Genomic DNA, 21,447 nt, shown 5'->3' with positions numbered 1-21,447 from the left:
GCTACCAATATAACACAAGAAGAAATGGATGAGCAAACCTTGTATCCTATCTATTCCTTGCGTTGGCAAGTGGAGATTCTCTTTAAAACATGGAAATCGTTATTTGAAATTGATGATGTGCAGGCAATGAATACCGACCGCTTTTACTGTCATTTGTATGGAACTTTCATTCATATTCTTCTTTCTTCGATGATTGCTTTTCAGTGCCGTTACTGCCTTTACGAAAGGTATCAACTAGAAGGGAGTGAGTACAAATGTATCAACCATGCGAGAAACGCAATAGTAGAGACGAAGGGGTATTCACTCTATCACCTTTCTTCTTTGAAAGCTCTCATCGATAATATTTACCAGAACATATACCGGCATGGAAGGAAAGATCATCGTTGTCAGCATAAAAGTCCTTTTGATGTCTTAAACATTGCGTATAAAGTACATTTCCGTGCCGCGTAAGTAACAGTGTAAAAAAGAAAAACAAGTACCCATAAAAGAATACGGATTAAACTGGAAAAATATGTTTATATTTTCATTGCACCATACTGCTTTTTTATTAGCTTGACGGCTATGGGGCAAGGCCTCAGCTAACTTGGTAAAGAAAAACACGTTACCACGTGGATCTTCAGACTCATGCGGTTCCCGCCAGAGTCTCGCTTATTTCAGGTGCTAAATGAATTGTTCTGATCAATAAACGAACGATAATTAAGTTAAATCTAATTATCGTTCGCTTTTAATTTTTCTTCATTCTTTTGTCTCAGCTTCTTTTATCATACTCTAAGAAATTATAGAGTTTGCCCATACGGATAATTATGGGCGTGTTGAGCCGATTCTAGCTCCAGCGCCCAGGAACTAGGCGACCGCCCTAATCTAAGTCATCATCGGCTCGCCAGCACACCGTGATTCCTTTATCTCCGTTGACTCGCTCCAGTCGCTACGTTTCTATTTAGGCGCTTGCGCTTTTGTTTCTATTGATCCACATACAACAGCAGTAAGACCCTACAGATTGAAGTTTCACTTTATTTGAAATGGTGAGGCTCCCTATCGAAAGGAAGACATCCAATGGGTCCATGAATCCTAACAGATGACAGGTGGGTGGACACGTCTACGTAACTAGTACGAGTGTTTTTAACTCTATTTGCTAACACGAACCAAGGAAACCTCTTATCTATGTGCTTGATAAGTAACTGGTTTAGTGATTTTTTTTAGGTTATGGTACGTATCATCCTGTAATTCTTTGTTAAAGTCGCCGTTGATATTTTCTTTTAATTGATCAATTGAGCTAGCTCCGAAAACTACACTAGCAACAGCCGGATGCTTTAGTATATAGCGGAAAGATAGCTCATTTTTATTAGAGCTAAGTTTGGTTAGCTCGTCATTTATAGATTGTAATTCTTTATAGGAATAATCTAAATATCCTGTTTCTCCTTTAGCGGCGATTTGCTTCGCTGCTTGATTACTTAACATTCCTTTTGCTAATGGACCACGAGCTAGAACGCTAATGTTATTTTCATCTAAAAGATCAAGTATTTCTTCTTCTGGTCGGCGATCCAATAAATTGTATTGCATCATTATACCATCCATCGCAGAGCGTTTTACATATTCTCGAATAACGTTTGGGCGAATAGAAGATATACCGTATGCTCGGATTAAACCTTCTTTTTTAAGTATTTCAAAAGCTTCTATTGTTTCATCAATTGGATCGTCAATTGTCCCACCATGTAGCATATAAAAATCGATATAGTCCGTATTCAAGCGTTTTAGACTGGCTTTAACACCTTGTTGGATGTGTTCTTTCGAAGGGTCCCAATACCATTTTCTCGTCTCTCTATTAAAATGATTTCCGACTTTTGTTGTAAGCACTACATCTTCTCGTCTGTGTTTAATAGCCGATCCAACAATTTCTTCATTATCTCCAAAATCATATAAATCAGCTGTATCTAAATGATTGATTCCATGCTCTAATGCCATATCAATCATGCTTTTTGCTTTAGCAGTGTCTTTTCCAAGTGACATACACCCCAGCGTAAGTTGAGAAATATATATGTCTGAACTTCCAATCTGATTTTTTTTCATTTTAGCTAGCCTCCATTCCAATGTTTATGGTATATGTTTATTGTAAATTGAAGTAATTGGTAAAACAATTAATTGAAATGACCGCAGTATAAATATGCTAGAATAGAAACAGAAATTTGGTTGAAGGGTGATAGTAATGAAGAAATTTGAAGAAAAGACAATTAGTTCGGAAGTTATTTATGATGGGAAAGTTGTACATTTAAAAGTGGATGATGTTGTATTGCCTGACGGTAAGACGGCAAAACGTGAAATCATAGATCATCCTGGTGCTGTGGCAATAATACCAATAACGAAGGATAATAAAATTGTATTTGTTGAACAATATCGTAAGCCACTAGAAAAATCGTTAATTGAGATACCAGCAGGAAAGTTAGAAGTTGGAGAAGATCCCGAAGAAACAGCGATTAGAGAATTAGAAGAAGAGACAGGCTACACAACGAAAGATCTTTCTTTTGTTACTTCCTTTTATACTTCGCCAGGGTTTGCGAATGAACGAATGTATATTTATATCACAGATACGTTAGAGTTAGTTGATCAACCAATAGCGGGCGATGAAGATGAATTTATTAGTATTAGAAAGTTAACACTTGAAGAAGCAAAGCAACTAGTGGAACAGGAAGAGATTCATGATGCCAAAACAAATTACGCAATCTTATATTTACATGCACTGGGGATGAAATAATTGCTTAAGCCGTATTTTTCTGATTTACACATTCATATTGGCCGAGATAAGTACGATCATCCCGTCAAAATTACCGCTTCAAAAAATTTAACGCTAACGAGTGTGTTAGAGGAATCCAGTCGTAATAAAGGTATGGATTTAATAGGTGTTATAGATTGTCAGGCGCCCGCTGTACAACAGGAGATTATGGAATTAATTGAAGAAGGCAAAGCATATGAATTGGTTGATGGAGGCATTCGGTTTGAAAAAGTTACTTTAATTCTCGGTTCAGAAATCGAAGTCTATGATGAAGCTTGTCAGGGCCCGATTCATGTACTTTGTTATTTTCCAACCTTGCAATACATGCAACAATTTTCTGCATGGCTACGTCAGCGAATGAAGAACATTGGTCTAAGTTCTCAGAGGTATTACGGTACAGGAAAAGAGCTGCAATATAAAGTAAAGCAGCTAAAAGGAATATTTATTCCAGCTCATGTGTTTACGCCATTTAAAAGCTTGTATGGGAAAGGTGTGGAGCAAACATTATCAGAGGTATTTGATCGTGATTTGATTGATGGAATAGAATTAGGTTTAAGTTCGGATACTCATATGGCAGATCAAATTCAAGAACTACATGATTATACGTTTCTTTCTAACTCTGATGCACACTCCTTAGCAAAAATAGCAAGAGAATATCAAATAATATGTATGATGGAGCCTTCATTTAACGAATTGTATTTGGCACTGCACCAACAGCAGAACAGAAAAATTGCCCATAACTACGGTATGAATCCGCGACTAGGTAAATATCATAAAACGGTGTGTAATCAATGCTTTTCGGTCGTTTCGTTAAATGTTCAAAACTGTCCTCATTGTTTTTCGAACAAACTTATTAAAGGTGTGTCGGATAGAATCTTAGAATTAAAAGACATAAGTGCTCCTACTAATGATAGGCCACCATATACGTACCAAGTTCCATTAGAGTATCTTCCTAAATTGGGAAAGAGAACGTATGAAAAACTGTTAACTGCGTTTGATACGGAAATGCAAGTGATTCATCACGCAACTTTCGAGGAATTAACCTCGGTGATTCCAAGCGATTTAGCTCATGCAATTATTCAGATGCGTCAAGGCAAGCTAAAGATTATCGAAGGCGGTGGAGGTAGATACGGTACGATTAAATTAACCTAAATTCATCTAGTAGGATAATAGAAAACTTGGTATTTTTAATTGGAATTCTTCATAGTTTTTAGTATAGCAGTATATTGAATGGAGGATTCCAATGTACAAAAATAAAACACTTCTAATGACTCATGTAAAAGAACATGCCACGATTTATCTTTTTATGGTTATTTTATTTCTAACAGGGATTATATTTGGAGCTATCCTCGTTAATAGTATGAATTTTATTCAAAAACAGGATCTATTCTTTTATTTAGAACGATTTTTTGGACAAATTGCTGATAATCAAGAAATGGAACGCATGGATATTTTTAAAAGTAGCTTCTTGTACCATACTAAATATTTGCTACTATTATTTATATTAGGACTTTCAGTAATTGGCTTGCCATTGGTTTGGGTGTTAATTTTTATTAAAGGGCTTGTAGTGGGATTTTCTGTAGGGTTTATTGTCAATCAGCTTGGTTTTGATGGATTATTATTGGCGGCACTGTCGATTGCACCACAAAATATGTTAATTATTCCTATTTATATTACCGCCGGAAGTTTATCCATGATTTTCTCATTGACCTTATTGAGTAAATTATTTACAAGAAAAATGGCACAACCTGTATTCCAGCCATTTGGTAAATATGTAACATTATTTTCATTTCTAGTCGCCTTCTCTTGTATAGCTGCTTTACTAGAATCTTTTGTTTCCAATGAAGCAATGCAAATGTTAATCCGATCATTTTACTAATAATCAAACTTAAACTATAATTATTATAAATATAAAATAATAATATTTTATTTTGACACACTTTTAATCGGTGCATATAATAAAGGTGGGATATGAGGGAGGGAACCTGTCATGGAACATCGAATTGATCGGATAAAAAAACAACTGCATTCGCAAAGCTATAAGCTTACTCCTCAACGAGAAGCGACTGTTAGAGTCTTGCTGGAAAGGGAAGACGATCATTTAAGTGCAGAAGATGTATACCTGCTTGTTAAGGAAAAAGCTCCAGAAATTGGTTTAGCTACAGTATATCGTACATTAGAATTATTATCAGAACTAAAGATTGTGGATAAAATAAATTTTGGTGATGGTGTATCACGCTATGATCTTCGTAAAGAAGGAGCTAAACATTTTCATCATCATTTGGTATGTACGGAATGTGGTTCAGTAGAAGAAATCGAAGATGATTTACTCGAAGATGTGGAGAAAATTGTTCAAAATGAATGGGGATTTCAAGTAAAAGACCATCGTTTAACTTTTCATGGCATCTGTAAACAATGTCAGGCTGTTACTATGAACGCTTCTAGTTAGCTAGTTACCATGCAAGTTTTGCTAGTTAGCGTTTCCAATACTTACTAGCAGCCTTTTTTTATTTAAAAGAAAATAATTTACAAACCAAGTTAAAAGCGGTACATTGTAATTACAGATTTTTTCCCATTTGAATGATAGTATTATGTATATTGTTCTTCTTTTCTGGCATATCTTTTAATAGGATATATTATGATTAGAGGAGCACAATAAATGAAAAGAATACTGTGGGATATGGTAAAGGTGTTCGTCATCTTTATTGCGTGTACATTTTTATTTTATTTTGGTTTACGAATAATGCATGCAGAATATGAACAATATCATCGATATGATCCACCAGAGGGACCAGCAGTAAAAGTATTTAATGAAGAACCAACTTTTTTTGATCGATTGAACTTATTTTTCCGGCTAGGAGAGTAAAAGATGATTTCAGATATTGCAGAGGATTTTTATCACTATTTATTAATTGAAAGAGGATTATCAGATAATACATTAACTTCTTATCGACGTGACTTAACAGCATATATAGATTTTATTAAAACCTCTGTAAACAAAGCTAACTGGGAACAAGTTACAAGAAATGATATTACCAATTTTCTTTATGTGTTAAAAGACGATGGGAAATCCTCTGCGACAATTGCGCGTCATATTTCATCTATTCGTGCATTTCATCAATTTTTAATTCGGGAGCAAGTCGTAACACATGATGCTAGCTTACATATTGAAACACCTAAGAAGGAACGAAAGCTTCCAGATGTATTATCGATCCAAGAAATAGAAGCATTATTAAGTTTACCTTCAGATACTGCATTACATATACGTAATAAAGCAATGTTAGAACTACTATATGCTACAGGTCTTCGAGTAAGTGAAATGATCCATTTAAAAATATCTGATCTTCATTTAACCATGGGGTTTGTACAGTGCTTTGGAAAAGGAGCGAAGGAACGGATCGTTCCTCTAGGTAATGTTGCTATCCAGGCAGTGGAAAACTATTTGCAGCAAGCCCGCGGTAAGTTAATTAAACGCCAAGGAGATAGTAATATTTTATTTGTCAATCAGCACGGTAAACCGTTGACACGCCAAGGATTTTGGAAAATATTAAAAAAAGCAGCGCTTGAAGCAGGAATTCATAAGAAAATTACACCGCATACATTAAGGCATTCATTTGCAACTCATTTACTTGAGAATGGTGCAGATTTGCGTTTAGTTCAAGAAATGCTTGGACATGTTGATATATCTACAACCCAAATTTATACACATGTTACGAAAGCTAGATTAAAAGATATATATATGAACTATCATCCAAGAGCATAGCTTTTTATTTTTTTAAGTCGTCTGACATCCTACAACGAATTATAGACATACTTCATGGCTATCGTGGGAATATAATATTTAGGAGGGATATACCATGAAAAATTTCAAGCGTGTATTTTTAATTGTATTGGACTCAGTGGGAATTGGAGAAGCACCTGATGCTGATAAATTTAATGATAAAGGCGCTGATACACTTGGCCATATTGCGTCGCATATGAAAGGTCTACATATGCCAAATATGGGAAGGTTGGGTTTAAGCAATATTCGACCAATTGCAGGAATTGATAAAGCGGATTCACCGAAAGCACATTATACAAGGATGCAGGAAGCCTCCAACGGAAAAGATACGATGACTGGTCATTGGGAAATTATGGGCTTGCATATCGAACAGCCTTTCAGAACGTTTCCTGAAGGATTCCCTGAAGAATTAATTGAAGAGCTAGAGGAAAAGGCTGGGAGGAAAGTTATTGGTAATAAACCAGCTTCAGGTACAGAAATCATTAAAGAATTAGGCGCTGAGCATATGGAAACAGGCTCCTTAATTGTATATACCTCTGCTGACTCTGTATTGCAAATAGCTGCCCATGAGGATGTTATTCCCATTGAAGAGCAATATCGTATATGCAAAATTGCGAGAGAACTAACGTTAGATGAGAAGTATATGGTCGGTCGGGTGATTGCTCGCCCATTTATTGGGAAACCAGGGGCGTTTGAGAGGACCTCTAATCGACATGATTATGCACTCAAACCTTTTGGGAAAACTGTCATGAATGAATTAGAAGAAAATAATTATGATGTTATTGCTCTAGGGAAGATTTCAGATATTTATGACGGTGAGGGAGTCACTGAAGCGATTCGAACGAAGGATAATGATGATGGGATGACACAGTTAGTTACATCAATGAAGAAGGATTTTACTGGAATTAGCTTCTTAAATTTAGTTGACTTTGATGCAAAATATGGTCATCGTAGAGATCCTCAAGGTTATGGAGAAGCATTGGAGGCCTACGATGCTAGACTGCCTGAAGTTCTTGCAGGAATGAAGGATGATGATTTATTAATTATTACAGCTGATCATGGAAATGACCCTATACATCACGGTACGGACCATACTCGGGAATTTGTTCCTTTGTTGGTACATCATAAAGGTATTGTCGAAGGAAAAGAATTACCATTACGTCAGACATTTGCAGATATAGGAGCTACAATTGCTGATAATTTTGAGGTGAACATGCCTACGTATGGAATAAGCTTTCTAAAGGATATTAAACCTAAGGGGGATTTATAAAATGAATTATAGCGCAGTTCGAGAAGCAAGTGAATTTTTGCAGCAGAAGCTAGATAAGAAACCAGAGATTGGTTTGATTCTTGGCTCTGGACTAGGAGTACTGGCAGAGGAAATAGAAAGCCCAATTACTATTCCATATAAGGATATTCCTGATTTTCCAGAATCCACTGTTGCTGGTCATAAGGGACAGCTAGTTGCGGGAACATTAAAAGGAAAGCAAGTTATTGCCATGCAAGGGCGTTTTCACTATTATGAGGGTTACACAATGCAACAAGTAACTTTTCCAGTTCGGGTAATGAAAGAACTAGGTATTGAATCTATTATTGTTACAAACGCAGCTGGCGGTATAAATGAAGATTTCAAGCCTGGTGATTTGATGTTAATTTCCGATCATATCAATAATATGGGAGATAGTCCGCTCATTGGTAAGAATGATGAACATTTAGGAGTCCGTTTTCCAGATATGTCCAATGTCTATGATAAATCGCTAATTGCACACGCGGAGGCATGCGCAAAAGACATTCAATTACATGTACAAAAAGGTGTATATGTAGGAAATACTGGCCCAGCTTATGAAACACCAGCAGAAGTACGTATGCTTCGTACGTTAGGTGGGGATGCAGTCGGTATGTCTACGGTTCCTGAAGTGACTGTAGCTGGACATGCAGGTATTCGTGTGTTAGGAATCTCTTGTATTTCTAACATGGCTGCGGGAATCTTAGATCAGCCTTTAACGCATCATGAAGTAATAGAAACAACAGAGCAAGTAAGAGAATCCTTCTTAACATTTGTGAAAAAAGTAATAGAAACATTACCCCAAAATGATTAAAAGGTGATAAAAAATGAGAATGTATGACATTATTGAGAAAAAACGCAATGGTCAAGCCTTAACAACAGAAGAAATTAACTATTTTATAGATGGCTATACCAATGGTAACATTCCAGATTATCAGGCTAGTGCATTGTTAATGGCTATTTATTTTCAAGATATGACGGATGATGAACGTGCGCAAATTACCAAAGCGATGGTAGAATCTGGCGATCAAATCGATTTATCTGAAATTGATGGGATTAAAGTAGATAAGCATTCAACTGGTGGTGTTGGTGATACGACTACATTAATTTTAGCACCATTGGTGGCCTCTTTAGGCGTCCCAGTTGCTAAAATGAGTGGAAGGGGCTTAGGTCACACTGGTGGAACAATTGATAAACTAGAAGCCGTTCCTGGATTTCATGTAGAAATAACTAACGATGAATTTATTGAGCTTGTCAATAAAAACAAGGTAGCTGTAGTGGGCCAATCTGGGAACTTAACTCCTGCTGACAAAAAATTATATGGATTAAGAGACGTTACTGCAACAGTCAATTCAATACCACTAATTGCTAGCTCCATCATGAGTAAGAAAATTGCTTCAGGCGCTGATGCCATCGTTCTAGATGTAAAAACTGGCGCAGGTGCCTTTATGAAAGAACTAAATGATGCCAAGGCATTAGCAAAAGCAATGGTAACCATTGGAAATAAAGTTGGAAGAAATACGATGGCAGTAATTTCTGACATGAGCCAGCCGTTAGGAAATGCAATTGGTAATGCACTAGAAATTAATGAGGCTATTGACACATTACAAGGCAAAGGGCCAAAAGATCTTACGGAGCTTTGTTTAACATTAGGAAGTCAAATGGTTGTTTTAGCTGAGAAAGCCGAAACCCTAGAAGAAGCCAGAGCAAAACTTCAAGAAAATCTGCATAATGGCAAGGCATTAAATCAATTCAAAACATTTCTATCTTCACAAGGTGGAGATGCAACAGTTGTAGATCAGCCACATTTGCTGCCTCAAGCTTCCTTTAAAGTAGACCTGCCGGCCAAAAAGGGAGGAACAGTTGCCGAAATCATTGCTGATGATATTGGTACTGCAGCAATGATGTTAGGTGCTGGAAGAGCTACAAAAGAATCAGAAATTGACCTTGCTGTTGGACTAGTATTGCATAAAAAAATTGGAGACAAGGTTGAAGCTGGTGAGTCTTTATTAACCATTCATTCCAATTCTGAAAATGTAGATGAAGTGAAAGAAAAACTATATGCAAGCATAACCATTTCTGAAGAGATAATAGATGCACCTACGTTAATATATGACACAGTTACTAAATAAAATAATTTGCCGCTAAATTAATAGATCTAAACATGTAATCTCTCTGTTTGTAAATGTGACGAACAGAGAGATTTTATTTGAGTATAGGAAATTATAAAATTAGCGCATGTGGATCAATCATGTGGATCAATATGGACGAGCTGCGTTCAGCACCAGCCTTCAGAAACGAGGCGACTTCACGAATCGCCCTAATCTAAGTCATCATCGGCTCGCAAGCACACCGTTATTCCTTTATCTCCATTGACTCGCTCCAGTCGCTACGCTTCTAGACGGGCGCTTCCGCTTTTGTTCTTGTTACAGTGATCATTTTTAACGATCTTTACTCATGAATAAACGTATATTGGGAACTGCAATTGGTTATGCTGAATGTATATAGTTTATTTTAGGTAGACAGGATCCTAACGCTCGAATTAACAATACACTTACCGAGAAAGGACAGCCTGTAAAAAACGAATTGTTTGTTTACAGAATATCTGTAAATAGACGTTTGGCATAAAGGTTTCTGAACATCGATCTTTTCATGTTCAAGACTTAGCGTTTGCTACCTTTGTTCGCATGATTTCAGAAGTGAAAATAAGATAACTTCCTTCTGAAAAAGGATTCACTTTATTGGAGGGTATAAGGATGAAAAGAGGTCTTTTGGTTGTTAGTATGGTTATCACGTTGTTAATTCATCTAAGCTCACCTGTTTTTGCAGAGGAAGCGGGTTCTGACACGGAAAAGCTTGCAGAGAATACTAAATCGGCAATTCTAATGGAGAGAGACACAGGTGAGGTTTTATTCGATAAAAATGCACATGAGAAATTACCACCTGCAAGTATGACGAAAATAATGACATTGCTTTTAATTATGGAGGCTCTGGATGAGGGAAAATTAAAACTGGATGAAACGGTACGCGTTAGTGATCGCGCTGCGTCTATGGGAGGTTCTCAAATTTTCTTAGAATCAGGAGAAGAAATGAGTGTGCAGGATTTACTTAAGGGCGTAGCTGTAGCATCTGGAAATGATGCTAGTGTAGCACTAGCTGAAAGAATTGCTGGTAGCGAAAAAGCATTTGTCAAAAAGATGAATGATAAGGTCAAGGAATTAGATTTAAAGGACACGAAATTTCAAAATGCAACTGGTTTACCTGCCGAGGATCATTATAGTACATCTTATGATATGTCAATAATGGCAAAGGAATTATTAAAGTATGAATCCATTACAGACTATACATCCATTTATGAAGATTATTTACGTAAGGGGCAGGATAATGAATTTTGGCTTGTTAATACAAATAAACTAGTGAAATTCTATCCAGGTGTTGATGGCCTAAAAACTGGTTATACAAATGAAGCGAAGTATTGTCTGACGGCTACAGCTGAAAAAGAGGAAATGCGAGTCATTGCCGTTGTTATGGGGGCAAAAACAACAAAAGAACGGAACGCTGCTGTTTCAGGAATGTTGGATTTTGCATTTAATCATTATCAAACCAATAAATTATTTGAGAAGGGCGATAAAATAACCGATCTTAAGCTGTTGAAGGCTGATAAAACAATAACAGATGTTGTGGCATCCGAATCTATTAGTACACTTCATAAAAAAGGTGAATCAATGGACGATATAGCAACCGAAGTTAACGTTCACCATGCATTATCTCTGCCGATTTTTAGAGGGGATAAAGTAGGCGAGTTAATAGTTAAAAATGGAGATGAAATTATCTCTCGAACAGATTTAACGATCAAAGAAACAATAGATAAAGCATCGTACTTTACTTTGTTAAAGAGAACCTTGCAAAGAATGGCGAAAAATGAATAAAACATACTATTTTAACCGAATAAGTTCTTCTTTTGTCATGTAGCAGGAATCGACCCATCAAATCAAGAAATGAAATAAATACAGTTTTTGTATAAAAAGGAGGAAAGACTATGGGTCTTAGTTCAACATTTGCTATTAAAGAAGATGTCTTGATCGTCAGACTCTCTGGTGAATTAGATCATCATGAAGCAGAGTTATTACGAAATGAGTGGAAAGAGATTATGTACAAAAATGATGTAAAGCATGTGTTATTAAATCTTGAAGCAATGACTTTTATGGATAGCTCAGGGTTAGGTGTTGTGTTAGGCAGATATAAGGAAGTATTACAACTTGGTGGAGAAATGGTCGTATGTTCTATTTCTCCGCCGGTTAAACGTTTATTTGAAATGTCAGGATTATTTAAAATTGTTCGTCTTGAGGAGAATGAAGCATTTGCATTAGAGACTTTGGGGGTGGCATCATGAAAAATGAAATGGCAGTGCAATTTGCTAGTATTAGCGAAAATGAATCATTTGCTAGAGTTACCGTCGCTGCTTTTGTCAGTCAGGTTGACCCAACGATGGACGAGCTAACAGAAATAAAAACTGTAGTTTCTGAAGCTGTCACAAACTGCATCATTCATGGTTATAATAATGAAGCACATCATCAAGTATATATTACCTGTGCATTAATAGATGGTGAAGTGGAATTAACGATAAAGGACGAGGGAATTGGAATTAGCGATGTGGACGAGGCGCGCCAGCCGCTTTATACTTCCAAGCCAGAATTAGAAAGATCGGGGATGGGCTTTACGATTATTGAGAATTTTATGGATACTGTTGAGGTCATATCCATACCTGATAAAGGAACAACCGTACACATGACTAAGCAGCTTACGAAAAGCAAAACGGTGTGTTCATAGTGAAAGGTTCTGCCTATGAATGTTAACGTAAAAGGTGATAACAGAAACGAGACCTTGACGGATGAAGAAGTAAAAGGACTAATCGACAAAAGTCAAAAGGGAGATAAAGCAGCACGAGATATATTAGTAGAAAAAAATATCCGTCTCGTATGGTCCGTTGTACAACGATTTATAAATAGAGGATATGACCCCGATGATTTATTTCAAATTGGAAGTATTGGTTTAATAAAATCAATAGATAAGTTTGATCTTTCGTATGATGTACGCTTTTCAACTTATGCAGTACCAATGATAATCGGTGAAATCCAACGGTTTATTCGAGATGACGGTACTGTCAAAGTTAGTCGTTCTCTTAAAGAGACAGGTAATAGAATCCGTAAAAAGAAAGATGAATTAACAAAACAACTAGGCAGATCACCAACCGTGAACGAGATTGCAGATGCGTTAGAAATTTCTTCTGAAGATGTTGTTCACGCTCAAGAAGCTGGAAAATCACCACAGTCTATTCATGAAACAGTATTTGAAAATGATGGAGATCCAATTACTCTACTAGATCAAATATCAGATCAGGATTCAAAATGGTTCGAAAAACTAACCCTGCAAGAAGCTATTAGGGGGTTGAGTGAAAGAGAAAGATTAATTGTTTACTTGAGATATTATAAAGATCAGACACAATCAGAAGTAGCAGATCGACTTGGGATATCGCAAGTTCAAGTATCTAGGCTGGAGAAAAAGATTTTACATGAGATGAAAGTAAATATTGATTCATAAAATGGAAAAACATTCGTAAGTACGAAAATACAGAAAAAATAATGCTGTTTATCTCTACAAGTTCAAAAGAAATTAATATTTGTAAAAACCGAACGATAATCCGATTATACGAAGTTAATATCCGGATATTAGTTCGGTTTTTATCGTTTATTTTATTAAAAGAGGAATGTATATTGGTCAGTTAATCATAGCTGATTATGTTCTTCCTGAAACCTTTCCCGTAAGTATAATTAGCTTAGAATTATTATTCGTTTTTACATATATTCGATTTAGCGATGTCCAAACCTGTATTAGTAATTCTTCGTGATAATTATTGCAATAATGACAAATACTAGCTATAGATTAACGCAATAAGGGATGATTTTATGGCAGAACAGGTATATTTACGAATGAAAAAAAATATGGAGATAATAGGTTATCAAGAATTAAAGCTTAAAGATATTGCATATCTTTCGACTAATGCGTCAGAGAAAGAAAAGCTGGAAAATTTACCTATTTATCGAATAACAAAAAAAGATAAAAACATTGTAATCATTGACAGCTTTTTAATTATAGAGCATTTAAATCATGATTTCACCAACCTGGAATTCCAACTAATCGGACCACCGCAAACCATAATACGTATCCAAGAGAAAAAGAAGTCACCATCCGTAATGATTGCAATTGGTGTTTGGATTCTTTTATTCGTTGGGACAGCGATGACGATTATGAATTTCCATTATGATGTGAGTATGCAGGAAGTTCACCAAAAAATTCATTACTTACTAACAGGTCAAGAAAAAGAATTTCCATTATGGCTTCAAATTCCCTATTCGTTTGGATTAGGTATTGGCATGTTATTGTTCTTTAACCATTGGTTTAATAAACGGTTTAATGAAGAGCCCAGCCCCTTAGAAGTAGAAATTTATAACTATCAGCAGGATCTCGATAATTATGTGATTCATTATGAGAATAAATTAAACGATGCCCCCCCTCCTAAATAGCCTCATCGAATTAATTATTGGCTTTGCTGGTGGTCTTGCTGTTGGGGGTGGTTATGTAGCATTTATTACTGTCTTAGGTATTGTTCCTCGGCTTATTCAACTGAGTAAAACAGAACCATTTCTTAATATTTATGCGGCATGTATTTTGCTTGGGTCACTTTTTGGTACGTTTTTGTCATTCACTAATATTACCTGGAATTACTCCTTTGTATTTATTATGATCTGGGGTATATTACAAGGAATATTTAACGGAATGCTTGCTGCAGCATTAACCGAGGTTTTAAATGTATTCCCCATACTATATAAACGAATAGGTATTGAAAAGCACACAATGTGGCTATTAATGGCAATTGTGTTTGGTAAAATAGCTGGATCGATATTTCAATGGGTTTATTTTGTAAAACAATAAGAATCGAGGCGATACATGATGAATAATAAAGATAAGAAAATACCAATCTCTCCAAAAATAAAGGATACAGAAAACTATTTAAAAAAACGACTTGGTATCGGTGTATCGTTTGATCTTGGGTTTCGTGAAATTGTACTTTTGAAAAGAAAGATACAAATATATTATGTAACTGGTTTATGTGATTCCATCATCATTCAAGATTTAATAAAAGAATTAGTGAATTTAAATGATCATGAGTCAAATAGCAAAAAGCTACCAGAGATTATAGAAAATCGTTTACTCCATCAACAGGTGAATCAAGCAAAAACAATGGATGAAGCAGTGGATCAAATGCTATCAGGACTCATTGTTGTGTTTGTAGATGGTGAGGATTACGCATTTATTGTTGACGTTAGGAATTATCCGGGAAGAACCCCAGAAGAACCTGATACAGAACGTGTTGTTCGTGGTTCACGTGATGGATACACGGAAAACATTATTGAAAATACTGCTTTGACTAGAAGAAGGATTCGAGATGCTAGACTACGGAATGAAATGTTAAAAGTGGGTGAGCGATCAAAAACAGACGTATGTCTTAGTTATATTCAGGACGTTGCGGATGAAGGATTAATACATCTTATAAAAGAACGAATTGAGGCAATTGAAATTGATGGTATCTCGATGGCAGATAAAACAATTGATGAATTTATCATAAATCGTAAATGGATACCATACCCACTCGTTCGTTATACAGAAAGACCGGACGTAGCAGCTAATCATCTACTGGAAGGTCATGTATTAATTACGGTTGATACATCGCCCAGTGTGATCATATTACCAACGACTTTTTTTCATCATTTACAGCATGCTGAAGAATATCGACAAACACCAGCCATCGGAACGTTTGTGCGTTGGATTCGATTTTTTGCAGTTTTTGCTTCCATGTACTTGTTACCATTATGGTTATTATTTGTAATGGAGCCGGAGCTATTACCAAAAGAGTTGGCTTTTATCGGGCCAAATGAAGACGGTAATATATCTATTCCGGTTCAAATTGTAATGGCGATGGTCGGAATTGAATTTTTACGAATGGCAGCAATCCATACGCCAAATCCGCTTTCAACCTCGATGGGATTGATTGCTGCTGTATTGATTGGACAAATTGCTATTGATGTGGGAATGTTTAGTCCGGAAGTAATCCTCTATGTCTCTATAAGCGCAATTGGATCTTATGTAACACCAAGTTATGAGCTTAGTATCTCGAATAAAATTGTTAACATCCTGTTTGTTATTATTACCGGCATGTTTGGACTTTATGGGTTTATTGGGTTATTCTTGGTTCACCTCATCGTATTAGCAAGCTTAAAATCCTTAAAAACACCTTATTTATGGCCGTTTATGCCATTTAATGCAAAAGCCATGCTACATACGATTGTGCGAATCCCTATGCCGTTTACAAATAGTCGACCTAGTATTGTCCACCCGAAAAATAATTACCGTCAACCCTCAAAAAAATAGAACAAATAAACATACTAATGGTAGTGGGTAAAGTCATCAACCAATGATTTCACCCATTATTTTTCTTTTAGAGTTATAGTGAGACTAGTTTTAATCGTTCGAATTATGATGTGAATAATATACTTTTGAGCCATCCTCTTTTCATTTATATTTTATTATGATAAAGTTTTTAATTATAAATTCAGAAAACCATTATGGAGGACTTTCACAATGATTATTGATAACCATCCATTTGAGGTAAACGACAAAGGGCATCTAGTTATAGGTGGGGCAGATGCTGTCGAACTTGCACAAAAGTATGGCACACCACTATATGTCTATGATGTAAATATAATACGTAACAATTGCAAAGCATTTATCGAGACCTTTGATAAAATGGAGGTTACAGCTAAAGTTGCCTATGCAAGTAAAGCTTTTTCAAGTATTGCTATGTTACAAATAATGAAACAGGAGAACATGTGTTTAGATGTGGTTTCTGAGGGCGAATTGTACACAGCGCTGCAAGCAGAATTTCCAACTGAAAAAATCCATCTCCATGGAAATAATAAAAGTTTAAATGAGCTGCGCATGGCAATTGAAAACGATATTGGTTGTATAGTGGTTGATAATTTTCGAGAAATTGAGCTTATTGGAAGATTATTAAAGGAATATAACAAGCAAATGGATGTTTTAATGCGTGTTACACCTGGAATAGAGTCGAAGACGCATCAATACATAATGACTGGTAATGAAGATTCAAAATTCGGCTTTAATCTGAATAACGGCCAAGCTGAAGAAGCCTTTAAATTATTGTGGAATCATGAATTTATTAAGTTTAAAGGATTACATTGCCACATAGGATCACAAATCTTCGAAACAGATCGTTTCTTGATCGCTACAGAGGTATTATTCCAAGAACTTAAAAACTGGAAGAATACGTATGGATTCATACCTGAAGTATTAAATCTAGGTGGAGGTTATGGAATTCGCTATACTTCAGAAGAATCGCCAATTTCTTATGATATCTATGTTAAAGAACTGGTGACAGAAGTCAAAAAACATGTACAAATGCTAGCAATACCAATGCCTGAAATATGGTTAGAGCCAGGAAGAGCTATTGCTGGAAATGCAGGACTAACACTATATACAGTAGGTGCTATTAAACATATCCCTGGTATTAGAAATTATGTATCTGTCGATGGCGGTATGACAGATAACTTAAGGCCAGCGTTATACCAAGCTAAATACGAGGCTGTAATAGCAAATAAAGCCAGTGCTCCTCCAATCAGCGAAGTATCAATCGCTGGTAAATGTTGTGAATCAGGCGACATGTTAATTTGGGATCTTCCTCTTCCGAAAGTAGATCATGGCGATATTCTCGCTGTTTTTTCAACTGGTGCGTATGGATATTCGATGGCAAATCACTATAATCGTTTTGCTAAACCAGCTGTCGTTTTTGTAGAGGATAGCCAAGATAAATTAGTTGTTAAACGTGAGAGCTATCAAGATATTATTAGTCACGATTTAAGTTACGAATAGTACTGATGTCAACAACAATTCTTTTCTTTCGTTAAATTAAGTGATAAAATGTACGATAGTTGAAAATAGAAAAGGAGACTTAAACATGGCTAAAAAAGGATATATTGTAATGGAAAATAATAATAAAATTGAATTTGATTTATATGAAGACGCAGCACCAAATACAGTTGCTAACTTTGAAAAATTGGTGAATGATGGATTTTATAATGGTTTAACATTTCATCGTGTAATTCCAGGTTTCGTAAGTCAAGGAGGCTGCCCAAATGGTAACGGAACTGGTTCAGCAGGATATACGATTAAGTGTGAAACAGAAGGTAATCCACATAAACATTTAGAAGGATCACTATCAATGGCTCATGCTGGCAAAGATACAGGAAGCTGTCAATTTTTCATTGTACATGAGCCACAACCACATCTTAACGGGGTTCATACCGTTTTTGGACAAGTGACATCTGGTATTGAATTTACTAAATCAATGCAAAATGGCGATGTGATGAAGGAAGTAAAAGTGTACAGCGAATAGGTTTGTTTTTCCTAAAGGATGGAATAGATGGAATTGATAATGCTTGTTTATTTACTAGCAATAATTGCTCCAATTAGTATATTTATACATGAATTTGGCCATGCTATAGCTGCATGGTTGGTTGGTGCAGACCGAATCTATATATCTATTGGGACAGGCAAAAAAGGAATATCCTTTAATTTCAATAAATTTTATATTACGCTGTTTCCACTATTTTTCTTGGGTGGGATCGCATTAAGTGAGCGGACTCCTAGTTATCGACCACGTGAAAAGATTCTTATTTCGCTGTTTGGCCCAGTTATGAGTGGATGTGTATCTGTTATACTTTGGGCTATTCATCAGAGCCATCCTAACCCCTTTATTCATCTATCGATGTTATTTAACGGTTGGATAGCTTTAATGAATTTGTTACCTTTTGCATACAAAGGGAAACAGACAGATGGGTATAAAATGTTACGGCTTGTACGAAAGAAAAAATGGATTAACAAATAACATTCACATATAAATAGTAATTCTAAATTTGACAAATACGTTTTTACATGCATAAATATAATTACAAACTCCAACTGTAGCTTATGGAATAATACTACAGAAATTTACAACGTCTAACTACGCGGAATATAATTAACTTCCCAAAGTTTTCATAAGTTATAACGTTAATGAGGGGTATCTATGTTAATACGCTTTAAGAAGAACTTAGAAAAAATTGCAATGGGTTTATTATCTTTTATGCCAGAAGAAAAAGATGTAAAAAAATTGCAACAAACGATAAAAGAATATGAAACAAATCCAGATTGGCATCTTTATTTGTGGAAAGAAGAAGATATTTTAGGTGCTATAGGGGTTAGGGTTGAAGGCGAAATTAACGCTGTTATTCAGCATGTTTCTGTGAACCCTTCACATCGTAATCTCGGGATTGGCAAAAAGATGATGAACGAAGTAACTCGCCTTTATCAGGATAAATATGCTGTTTGTGCTGAAGAGGAGATACAGCATTTTTATTCAAAATGCGATGCATTTAAGGAAGAGAAGGATAAGGAATAAAAAGCCAGCCCTATATTGGGGCCGGCTTTTATTTTCGTGTGCTGGTTAACATGTAAGTTATTTACTTAGAGCCAAGCAGCACCGACAATAATTAATAAAATGAACAATACAACGATTAACGCGAATCCTCCGCCGTATCCATATCCACCACTCATGATGAAATACCTCCTTTTTCTTCTTAGCATAAATGTTTTGTGATAACATTTATCTTACATTAATAACGTATGACGGTAGATCAATTCGTGTATGGGCGTTTATAATTAATGATATAATTTTTGAATGAAGGGACGGAATAAGTTGAATCAAGCTTACCAGGTTAAATTAGATACATTTGAAGGCCCGCTTGATTTATTACTGCATTTGATTAATCAATACGAGATTGATATTTATGATATTCCGGTTGCAACAATTACAGAGCAGTATATGACTTATATTCATACAATGCAACGCCTTGAATTAAATATTGCAAGTGAATATTTAGTTATGGCAGCGACGCTTGTTGAGATTAAAAGTCAAATGCTACTACCAAAGCCCGAGTTAGAGGAAGAATCGGAGGAATATATGGAAGACCCACGGGAAGAATTGATGCAGCGATTAATAGAATATAGAAAGTATAAGGAAGCAGCTGTCCAGCTACAGGAGAAGGAAATAGAAGCAAATCAGATTTTCACAAGGCCACCTATCGAATTTGATAATTATGTACAGGAAGTCCCTGCAGTCGTTCAAGGTGATACCTCCGTATATGATATGTTAAATGCATTGAATAAAATGTTAGAGCGAAAGAAATGGAATCAACCACTAGATACAAAAATTAAGCGAGCAGAAATATCTATTGAGCAAAGAATGGAAGAGGTTTTACGTGTTGTAAATGAAGCAAAGGATGGAATATTATTTGATGATCTATTTACATATCAATCACGATCACACATCGTTGTAACATTTATTGCTCTTTTAGAATTAATGAAAGAGAATCAAGTATATTGTGAACAAACGGAACAGTTGGAAGCTTTATATGTGTATAACATGGAGGAATAAAGGTGGAAATTACGAAATTAAAGGCAATTGTTGAAGGTCTGTTGTTTGCTTCAGGAAATGAAGGAATAACGATTAAACAGTTGTCTAAAGTATTAGAAATTACGGAAGCAACAGTCGAACACTTAATTGAAGAGCTTAAGTATGACTATGACAATACCGATCGGGGCATTATGATCATGCAGGCTCATGAAGTATATCATTTAACAACAAAACCAGAGCATAGTCCTTATTATAAAAAGCTGTTAGAAACTCCTCAAACGACAAGGATGTCTCAAGCCGCGTTAGAAACTCTTGCAATTATTGCCTATCAGCAGCCAATTACAAGAACAGAAATAGAAGAAATTAGAGGAGTAAAGAGTGATCGACCAGTTCAAACGCTTCTTTCTCGGCTTTTAATTGAAGAGGTGGGGAGAAAGGATAGCGTAGGAAAACCCATATTATTTGCTACCTCTAAAGAGTTTTTAACTTATTTTGGTTTGACATCACTTGAGGAGTTACCACCACTTCCAGAAAATACAGGGTCAGATGAGCTGGAATCGGAGGCAGATTTGTTTTTTGAACGATTCAGCGAAAACCTATCGAATAGAAATACAGACTAATTTAATATGCTATATGTTGCTTTAAAGTAACGAATGTACTGATTCATTTAAATAAAAAGCGCGTTGCAATATACCTTCAACTGGAAGTGCAAGTTCCTTGAAGAAGCGGCAAGCGTTTTTTTGTAGTCTAGGAAATTATAAAAATTGCCTATGTAGATAAATATGGGCGTGTTGAGCCGTGTCCAGCTCCAGCACCCAGAAACGTAGCGACTTCATGAATCGCCCTAATCTAAGTCCTCATTGGCTCACAAGCTCACCGTGATTTCCTTTATCTCCATTGGCTCACTCCAGTAATTACGTTTCTAATCGGGCGCTAGCGCTTTTGTTCTAAGTTAAGAAAGTATAAAAACAGTGCAATGACTGCGTTAAGCCGAGTAGTTATTTTGAAATGTTTGATGTATATTG

General features: G+C 35.9%; 25 protein-coding genes. 23 read left to right on the top strand and 2 right to left on the bottom strand.

The genetic code is table 11. The features are described 5' to 3' along the window. Nucleotides 1-450: transposase (locus tag Q1A47_RS14305; RefSeq protein ID WP_299632393.1), on the top strand; the 450-nt coding region annotated here is incomplete at its 5' end. A 705-nt stretch (nucleotides 451-1,155) separates the two neighbouring features. On the opposite strand, the gene Q1A47_RS14300 is transcribed toward Q1A47_RS14305, so the two are convergent. Beyond that, nucleotides 1,156-2,067 (bottom strand): aldo/keto reductase, encoded by a 912-nt coding sequence (locus Q1A47_RS14300; RefSeq protein WP_166530824.1) that lies wholly within the window; start codon nucleotides 2,065-2,067, stop codon nucleotides 1,156-1,158. 136 nt (nucleotides 2,068-2,203) lie between these two features. Between Q1A47_RS14300 and Q1A47_RS14295 the strand changes: the two genes are divergently transcribed. The 20 genes from Q1A47_RS14295 to Q1A47_RS14200 all read left to right on the top strand — a co-directional run bounded on the left by Q1A47_RS14295 (nucleotide 2,204) and on the right by Q1A47_RS14200 (nucleotide 19,408). After that, nucleotides 2,204-2,749 (top strand): NUDIX hydrolase, encoded by a 546-nt coding sequence (locus tag Q1A47_RS14295; RefSeq protein WP_026681077.1) that lies wholly within the window; start codon nucleotides 2,204-2,206, stop codon nucleotides 2,747-2,749. Next, nucleotides 2,750-3,919, top strand: a complete 1,170-nt coding sequence (locus tag Q1A47_RS14290) for an endonuclease Q family protein (protein ID WP_166530825.1) — start codon at nucleotides 2,750-2,752, stop codon at nucleotides 3,917-3,919. A 91-nt stretch (nucleotides 3,920-4,010) separates the two neighbouring features. Further along, nucleotides 4,011-4,646, top strand: a complete 636-nt coding sequence (gene spoIIM, locus Q1A47_RS14285) for a stage II sporulation protein M (protein ID WP_166530826.1) — start codon at nucleotides 4,011-4,013, stop codon at nucleotides 4,644-4,646. A 111-nt stretch (nucleotides 4,647-4,757) separates the two neighbouring features. Then, entirely contained in the window at nucleotides 4,758-5,216 is a 459-nt protein-coding gene (locus Q1A47_RS14280) for a Fur family transcriptional regulator (protein ID WP_026681074.1), read from the top strand. A 210-nt stretch (nucleotides 5,217-5,426) separates the two neighbouring features. Beyond that, on the top strand, nucleotides 5,427-5,633 hold the full coding sequence (locus Q1A47_RS14275; protein ID WP_026681073.1) for a YqzK family protein: 207 nt from the start codon (nucleotides 5,427-5,429) through the stop codon (nucleotides 5,631-5,633). Nucleotides 5,634-5,636: 3 nt separating this feature from the next. Next, a complete protein-coding gene (xerD, locus tag Q1A47_RS14270; RefSeq protein WP_026681072.1) occupies nucleotides 5,637-6,530 on the top strand; it encodes a site-specific tyrosine recombinase XerD in 894 nt (297 codons plus the stop codon). Nucleotides 6,531-6,624: 94 nt separating this feature from the next. Further along, on the top strand, nucleotides 6,625-7,818 hold the full coding sequence (gene deoB / locus Q1A47_RS14265; protein ID WP_166530827.1) for a phosphopentomutase: 1,194 nt from the start codon (nucleotides 6,625-6,627) through the stop codon (nucleotides 7,816-7,818). A gap of 1 nt (nucleotide 7,819) precedes the next feature. Further along, entirely contained in the window at nucleotides 7,820-8,647 is an 828-nt protein-coding gene (locus tag Q1A47_RS14260) for a purine-nucleoside phosphorylase (RefSeq protein WP_026681070.1), read from the top strand. Nucleotides 8,648-8,660: 13 nt separating this feature from the next. Further along, entirely contained in the window at nucleotides 8,661-9,965 is a 1,305-nt protein-coding gene (locus Q1A47_RS14255) for a pyrimidine-nucleoside phosphorylase (protein ID WP_026681069.1), read from the top strand. Nucleotides 9,966-10,589: 624 nt separating this feature from the next. Beyond that, nucleotides 10,590-11,762: a D-alanyl-D-alanine carboxypeptidase family protein gene (locus tag Q1A47_RS14250; protein WP_166530828.1), complete on the top strand. Its 1,173-nt coding sequence runs from the start codon at nucleotides 10,590-10,592 to the stop codon at nucleotides 11,760-11,762. A gap of 110 nt (nucleotides 11,763-11,872) precedes the next feature. Further along, nucleotides 11,873-12,226, top strand: a complete 354-nt coding sequence (gene spoIIAA / locus Q1A47_RS14245; protein WP_026681067.1) for an anti-sigma F factor antagonist — start codon at nucleotides 11,873-11,875, stop codon at nucleotides 12,224-12,226. Then, the gene (spoIIAB, locus tag Q1A47_RS14240) at nucleotides 12,223-12,663 is read left to right on the top strand and encodes an anti-sigma F factor (protein WP_026681066.1); all 441 of its coding nucleotides are present in this window, start codon (nucleotides 12,223-12,225) and stop codon (nucleotides 12,661-12,663) included. The genes spoIIAA and spoIIAB overlap by 4 nt, the downstream gene beginning before the upstream one ends. Before the next feature lie 15 nt (nucleotides 12,664-12,678). Next, nucleotides 12,679-13,434: an RNA polymerase sporulation sigma factor SigF gene (gene sigF, locus Q1A47_RS14235; protein WP_026681065.1), complete on the top strand. Its 756-nt coding sequence runs from the start codon at nucleotides 12,679-12,681 to the stop codon at nucleotides 13,432-13,434. A gap of 365 nt (nucleotides 13,435-13,799) precedes the next feature. Beyond that, nucleotides 13,800-14,417, top strand: a complete 618-nt coding sequence (locus Q1A47_RS14230; protein WP_166530829.1) for a stage V sporulation protein AA — start codon at nucleotides 13,800-13,802, stop codon at nucleotides 14,415-14,417. Continuing rightward, nucleotides 14,398-14,826: a stage V sporulation protein AB gene (locus Q1A47_RS14225; RefSeq protein ID WP_121605078.1), complete on the top strand. Its 429-nt coding sequence runs from the start codon at nucleotides 14,398-14,400 to the stop codon at nucleotides 14,824-14,826. The genes Q1A47_RS14230 and Q1A47_RS14225 overlap by 20 nt, the downstream gene beginning before the upstream one ends. An 18-nt stretch (nucleotides 14,827-14,844) precedes the next feature. Further along, nucleotides 14,845-16,323, top strand: coding sequence for a spore germination protein (locus Q1A47_RS14220; protein WP_281414405.1), 1,479 nt, complete (start codon nucleotides 14,845-14,847; stop codon nucleotides 16,321-16,323). A 210-nt stretch (nucleotides 16,324-16,533) separates the two neighbouring features. Continuing rightward, nucleotides 16,534-17,841, top strand: a complete 1,308-nt coding sequence (lysA, locus tag Q1A47_RS14215) for a diaminopimelate decarboxylase (protein ID WP_121605080.1) — start codon at nucleotides 16,534-16,536, stop codon at nucleotides 17,839-17,841. A gap of 85 nt (nucleotides 17,842-17,926) precedes the next feature. After that, nucleotides 17,927-18,364: a peptidylprolyl isomerase gene (locus Q1A47_RS14210; protein WP_166530831.1), complete on the top strand. Its 438-nt coding sequence runs from the start codon at nucleotides 17,927-17,929 to the stop codon at nucleotides 18,362-18,364. 27 nt (nucleotides 18,365-18,391) lie between these two features. Next, nucleotides 18,392-18,856, top strand: a complete 465-nt coding sequence (locus tag Q1A47_RS14205) for a M50 family metallopeptidase (protein WP_026681061.1) — start codon at nucleotides 18,392-18,394, stop codon at nucleotides 18,854-18,856. Between the two features lie 180 nt (nucleotides 18,857-19,036). Then, a complete protein-coding gene (locus Q1A47_RS14200) occupies nucleotides 19,037-19,408 on the top strand; it encodes a GNAT family N-acetyltransferase (RefSeq protein ID WP_026681060.1) in 372 nt (123 codons plus the stop codon). Between the two features lie 65 nt (nucleotides 19,409-19,473). Here the strand turns inward: Q1A47_RS14200 and Q1A47_RS14195 are convergent, their stop codons facing one another. Next, nucleotides 19,474-19,563 carry a YjcZ family sporulation protein gene (locus Q1A47_RS14195; protein ID WP_021291215.1) on the bottom strand — a complete coding sequence of 30 codons (90 nt, stop codon included), beginning with the start codon at nucleotides 19,561-19,563 and terminating at the stop codon, nucleotides 19,474-19,476. Between the two features lie 142 nt (nucleotides 19,564-19,705). On the opposite strand from Q1A47_RS14195, the gene Q1A47_RS14190 reads away from it, so the two are divergent. After that, nucleotides 19,706-20,443, top strand: coding sequence for a segregation/condensation protein A (locus tag Q1A47_RS14190; RefSeq protein ID WP_026681059.1), 738 nt, complete (start codon nucleotides 19,706-19,708; stop codon nucleotides 20,441-20,443). 2 nt (nucleotides 20,444-20,445) lie between these two features. Continuing rightward, on the top strand, nucleotides 20,446-21,042 hold the full coding sequence (gene scpB / locus Q1A47_RS14185; RefSeq protein ID WP_166530832.1) for an SMC-Scp complex subunit ScpB: 597 nt from the start codon (nucleotides 20,446-20,448) through the stop codon (nucleotides 21,040-21,042). The last annotated feature ends 405 nt before the right edge of the window (nucleotides 21,043-21,447 follow it).

The sequence above is a fragment of the uncultured Virgibacillus sp. genome, from assembly GCF_947495635.1.
Classification (GTDB): Bacteria; Bacillota; Bacilli; order Bacillales; family Amphibacillaceae; genus Virgibacillus; species Virgibacillus salarius.
The sequence above is the reverse complement of the archived record's forward strand: the minus strand, read 5'-3'. Positions and strand labels throughout refer to the sequence as shown.

Coding starts and splice junctions, on each gene's coding strand:
- Q1A47_RS14300 (WP_166530824.1), bottom strand. CDS start 2,067: ATGAAAAAAAATCAGATTGGAAGTTCAGACATATATATTTCTCAACTT.
- Q1A47_RS14295 (WP_026681077.1), top strand. CDS start 2,204: ATGAAGAAATTTGAAGAAAAGACAATTAGTTCGGAAGTTATTTATGAT.
- spoIIM (WP_166530826.1), top strand. CDS start 4,011: ATGTACAAAAATAAAACACTTCTAATGACTCATGTAAAAGAACATGCC.
- Q1A47_RS14280 (WP_026681074.1), top strand. CDS start 4,758: ATGGAACATCGAATTGATCGGATAAAAAAACAACTGCATTCGCAAAGC.
- Q1A47_RS14275 (WP_026681073.1), top strand. CDS start 5,427: ATGAAAAGAATACTGTGGGATATGGTAAAGGTGTTCGTCATCTTTATT.
- xerD (WP_026681072.1), top strand. CDS start 5,637: ATGATTTCAGATATTGCAGAGGATTTTTATCACTATTTATTAATTGAA.
- deoB (WP_166530827.1), top strand. CDS start 6,625: ATGAAAAATTTCAAGCGTGTATTTTTAATTGTATTGGACTCAGTGGGA.
- Q1A47_RS14260 (WP_026681070.1), top strand. CDS start 7,820: ATGAATTATAGCGCAGTTCGAGAAGCAAGTGAATTTTTGCAGCAGAAG.
- Q1A47_RS14255 (WP_026681069.1), top strand. CDS start 8,661: ATGAGAATGTATGACATTATTGAGAAAAAACGCAATGGTCAAGCCTTA.
- Q1A47_RS14250 (WP_166530828.1), top strand. CDS start 10,590: ATGAAAAGAGGTCTTTTGGTTGTTAGTATGGTTATCACGTTGTTAATT.
- spoIIAA (WP_026681067.1), top strand. CDS start 11,873: ATGGGTCTTAGTTCAACATTTGCTATTAAAGAAGATGTCTTGATCGTC.
- spoIIAB (WP_026681066.1), top strand. CDS start 12,223: ATGAAAAATGAAATGGCAGTGCAATTTGCTAGTATTAGCGAAAATGAA.
- sigF (WP_026681065.1), top strand. CDS start 12,679: ATGAATGTTAACGTAAAAGGTGATAACAGAAACGAGACCTTGACGGAT.
- Q1A47_RS14230 (WP_166530829.1), top strand. CDS start 13,800: ATGGCAGAACAGGTATATTTACGAATGAAAAAAAATATGGAGATAATA.
- Q1A47_RS14225 (WP_121605078.1), top strand. CDS start 14,398: ATGCCCCCCCTCCTAAATAGCCTCATCGAATTAATTATTGGCTTTGCT.
- Q1A47_RS14220 (WP_281414405.1), top strand. CDS start 14,845: ATGAATAATAAAGATAAGAAAATACCAATCTCTCCAAAAATAAAGGAT.
- lysA (WP_121605080.1), top strand. CDS start 16,534: ATGATTATTGATAACCATCCATTTGAGGTAAACGACAAAGGGCATCTA.
- Q1A47_RS14210 (WP_166530831.1), top strand. CDS start 17,927: ATGGCTAAAAAAGGATATATTGTAATGGAAAATAATAATAAAATTGAA.
- Q1A47_RS14205 (WP_026681061.1), top strand. CDS start 18,392: ATGGAATTGATAATGCTTGTTTATTTACTAGCAATAATTGCTCCAATT.
- Q1A47_RS14200 (WP_026681060.1), top strand. CDS start 19,037: ATGTTAATACGCTTTAAGAAGAACTTAGAAAAAATTGCAATGGGTTTA.
- Q1A47_RS14195 (WP_021291215.1), bottom strand. CDS start 19,563: ATGAGTGGTGGATATGGATACGGCGGAGGATTCGCGTTAATCGTTGTA.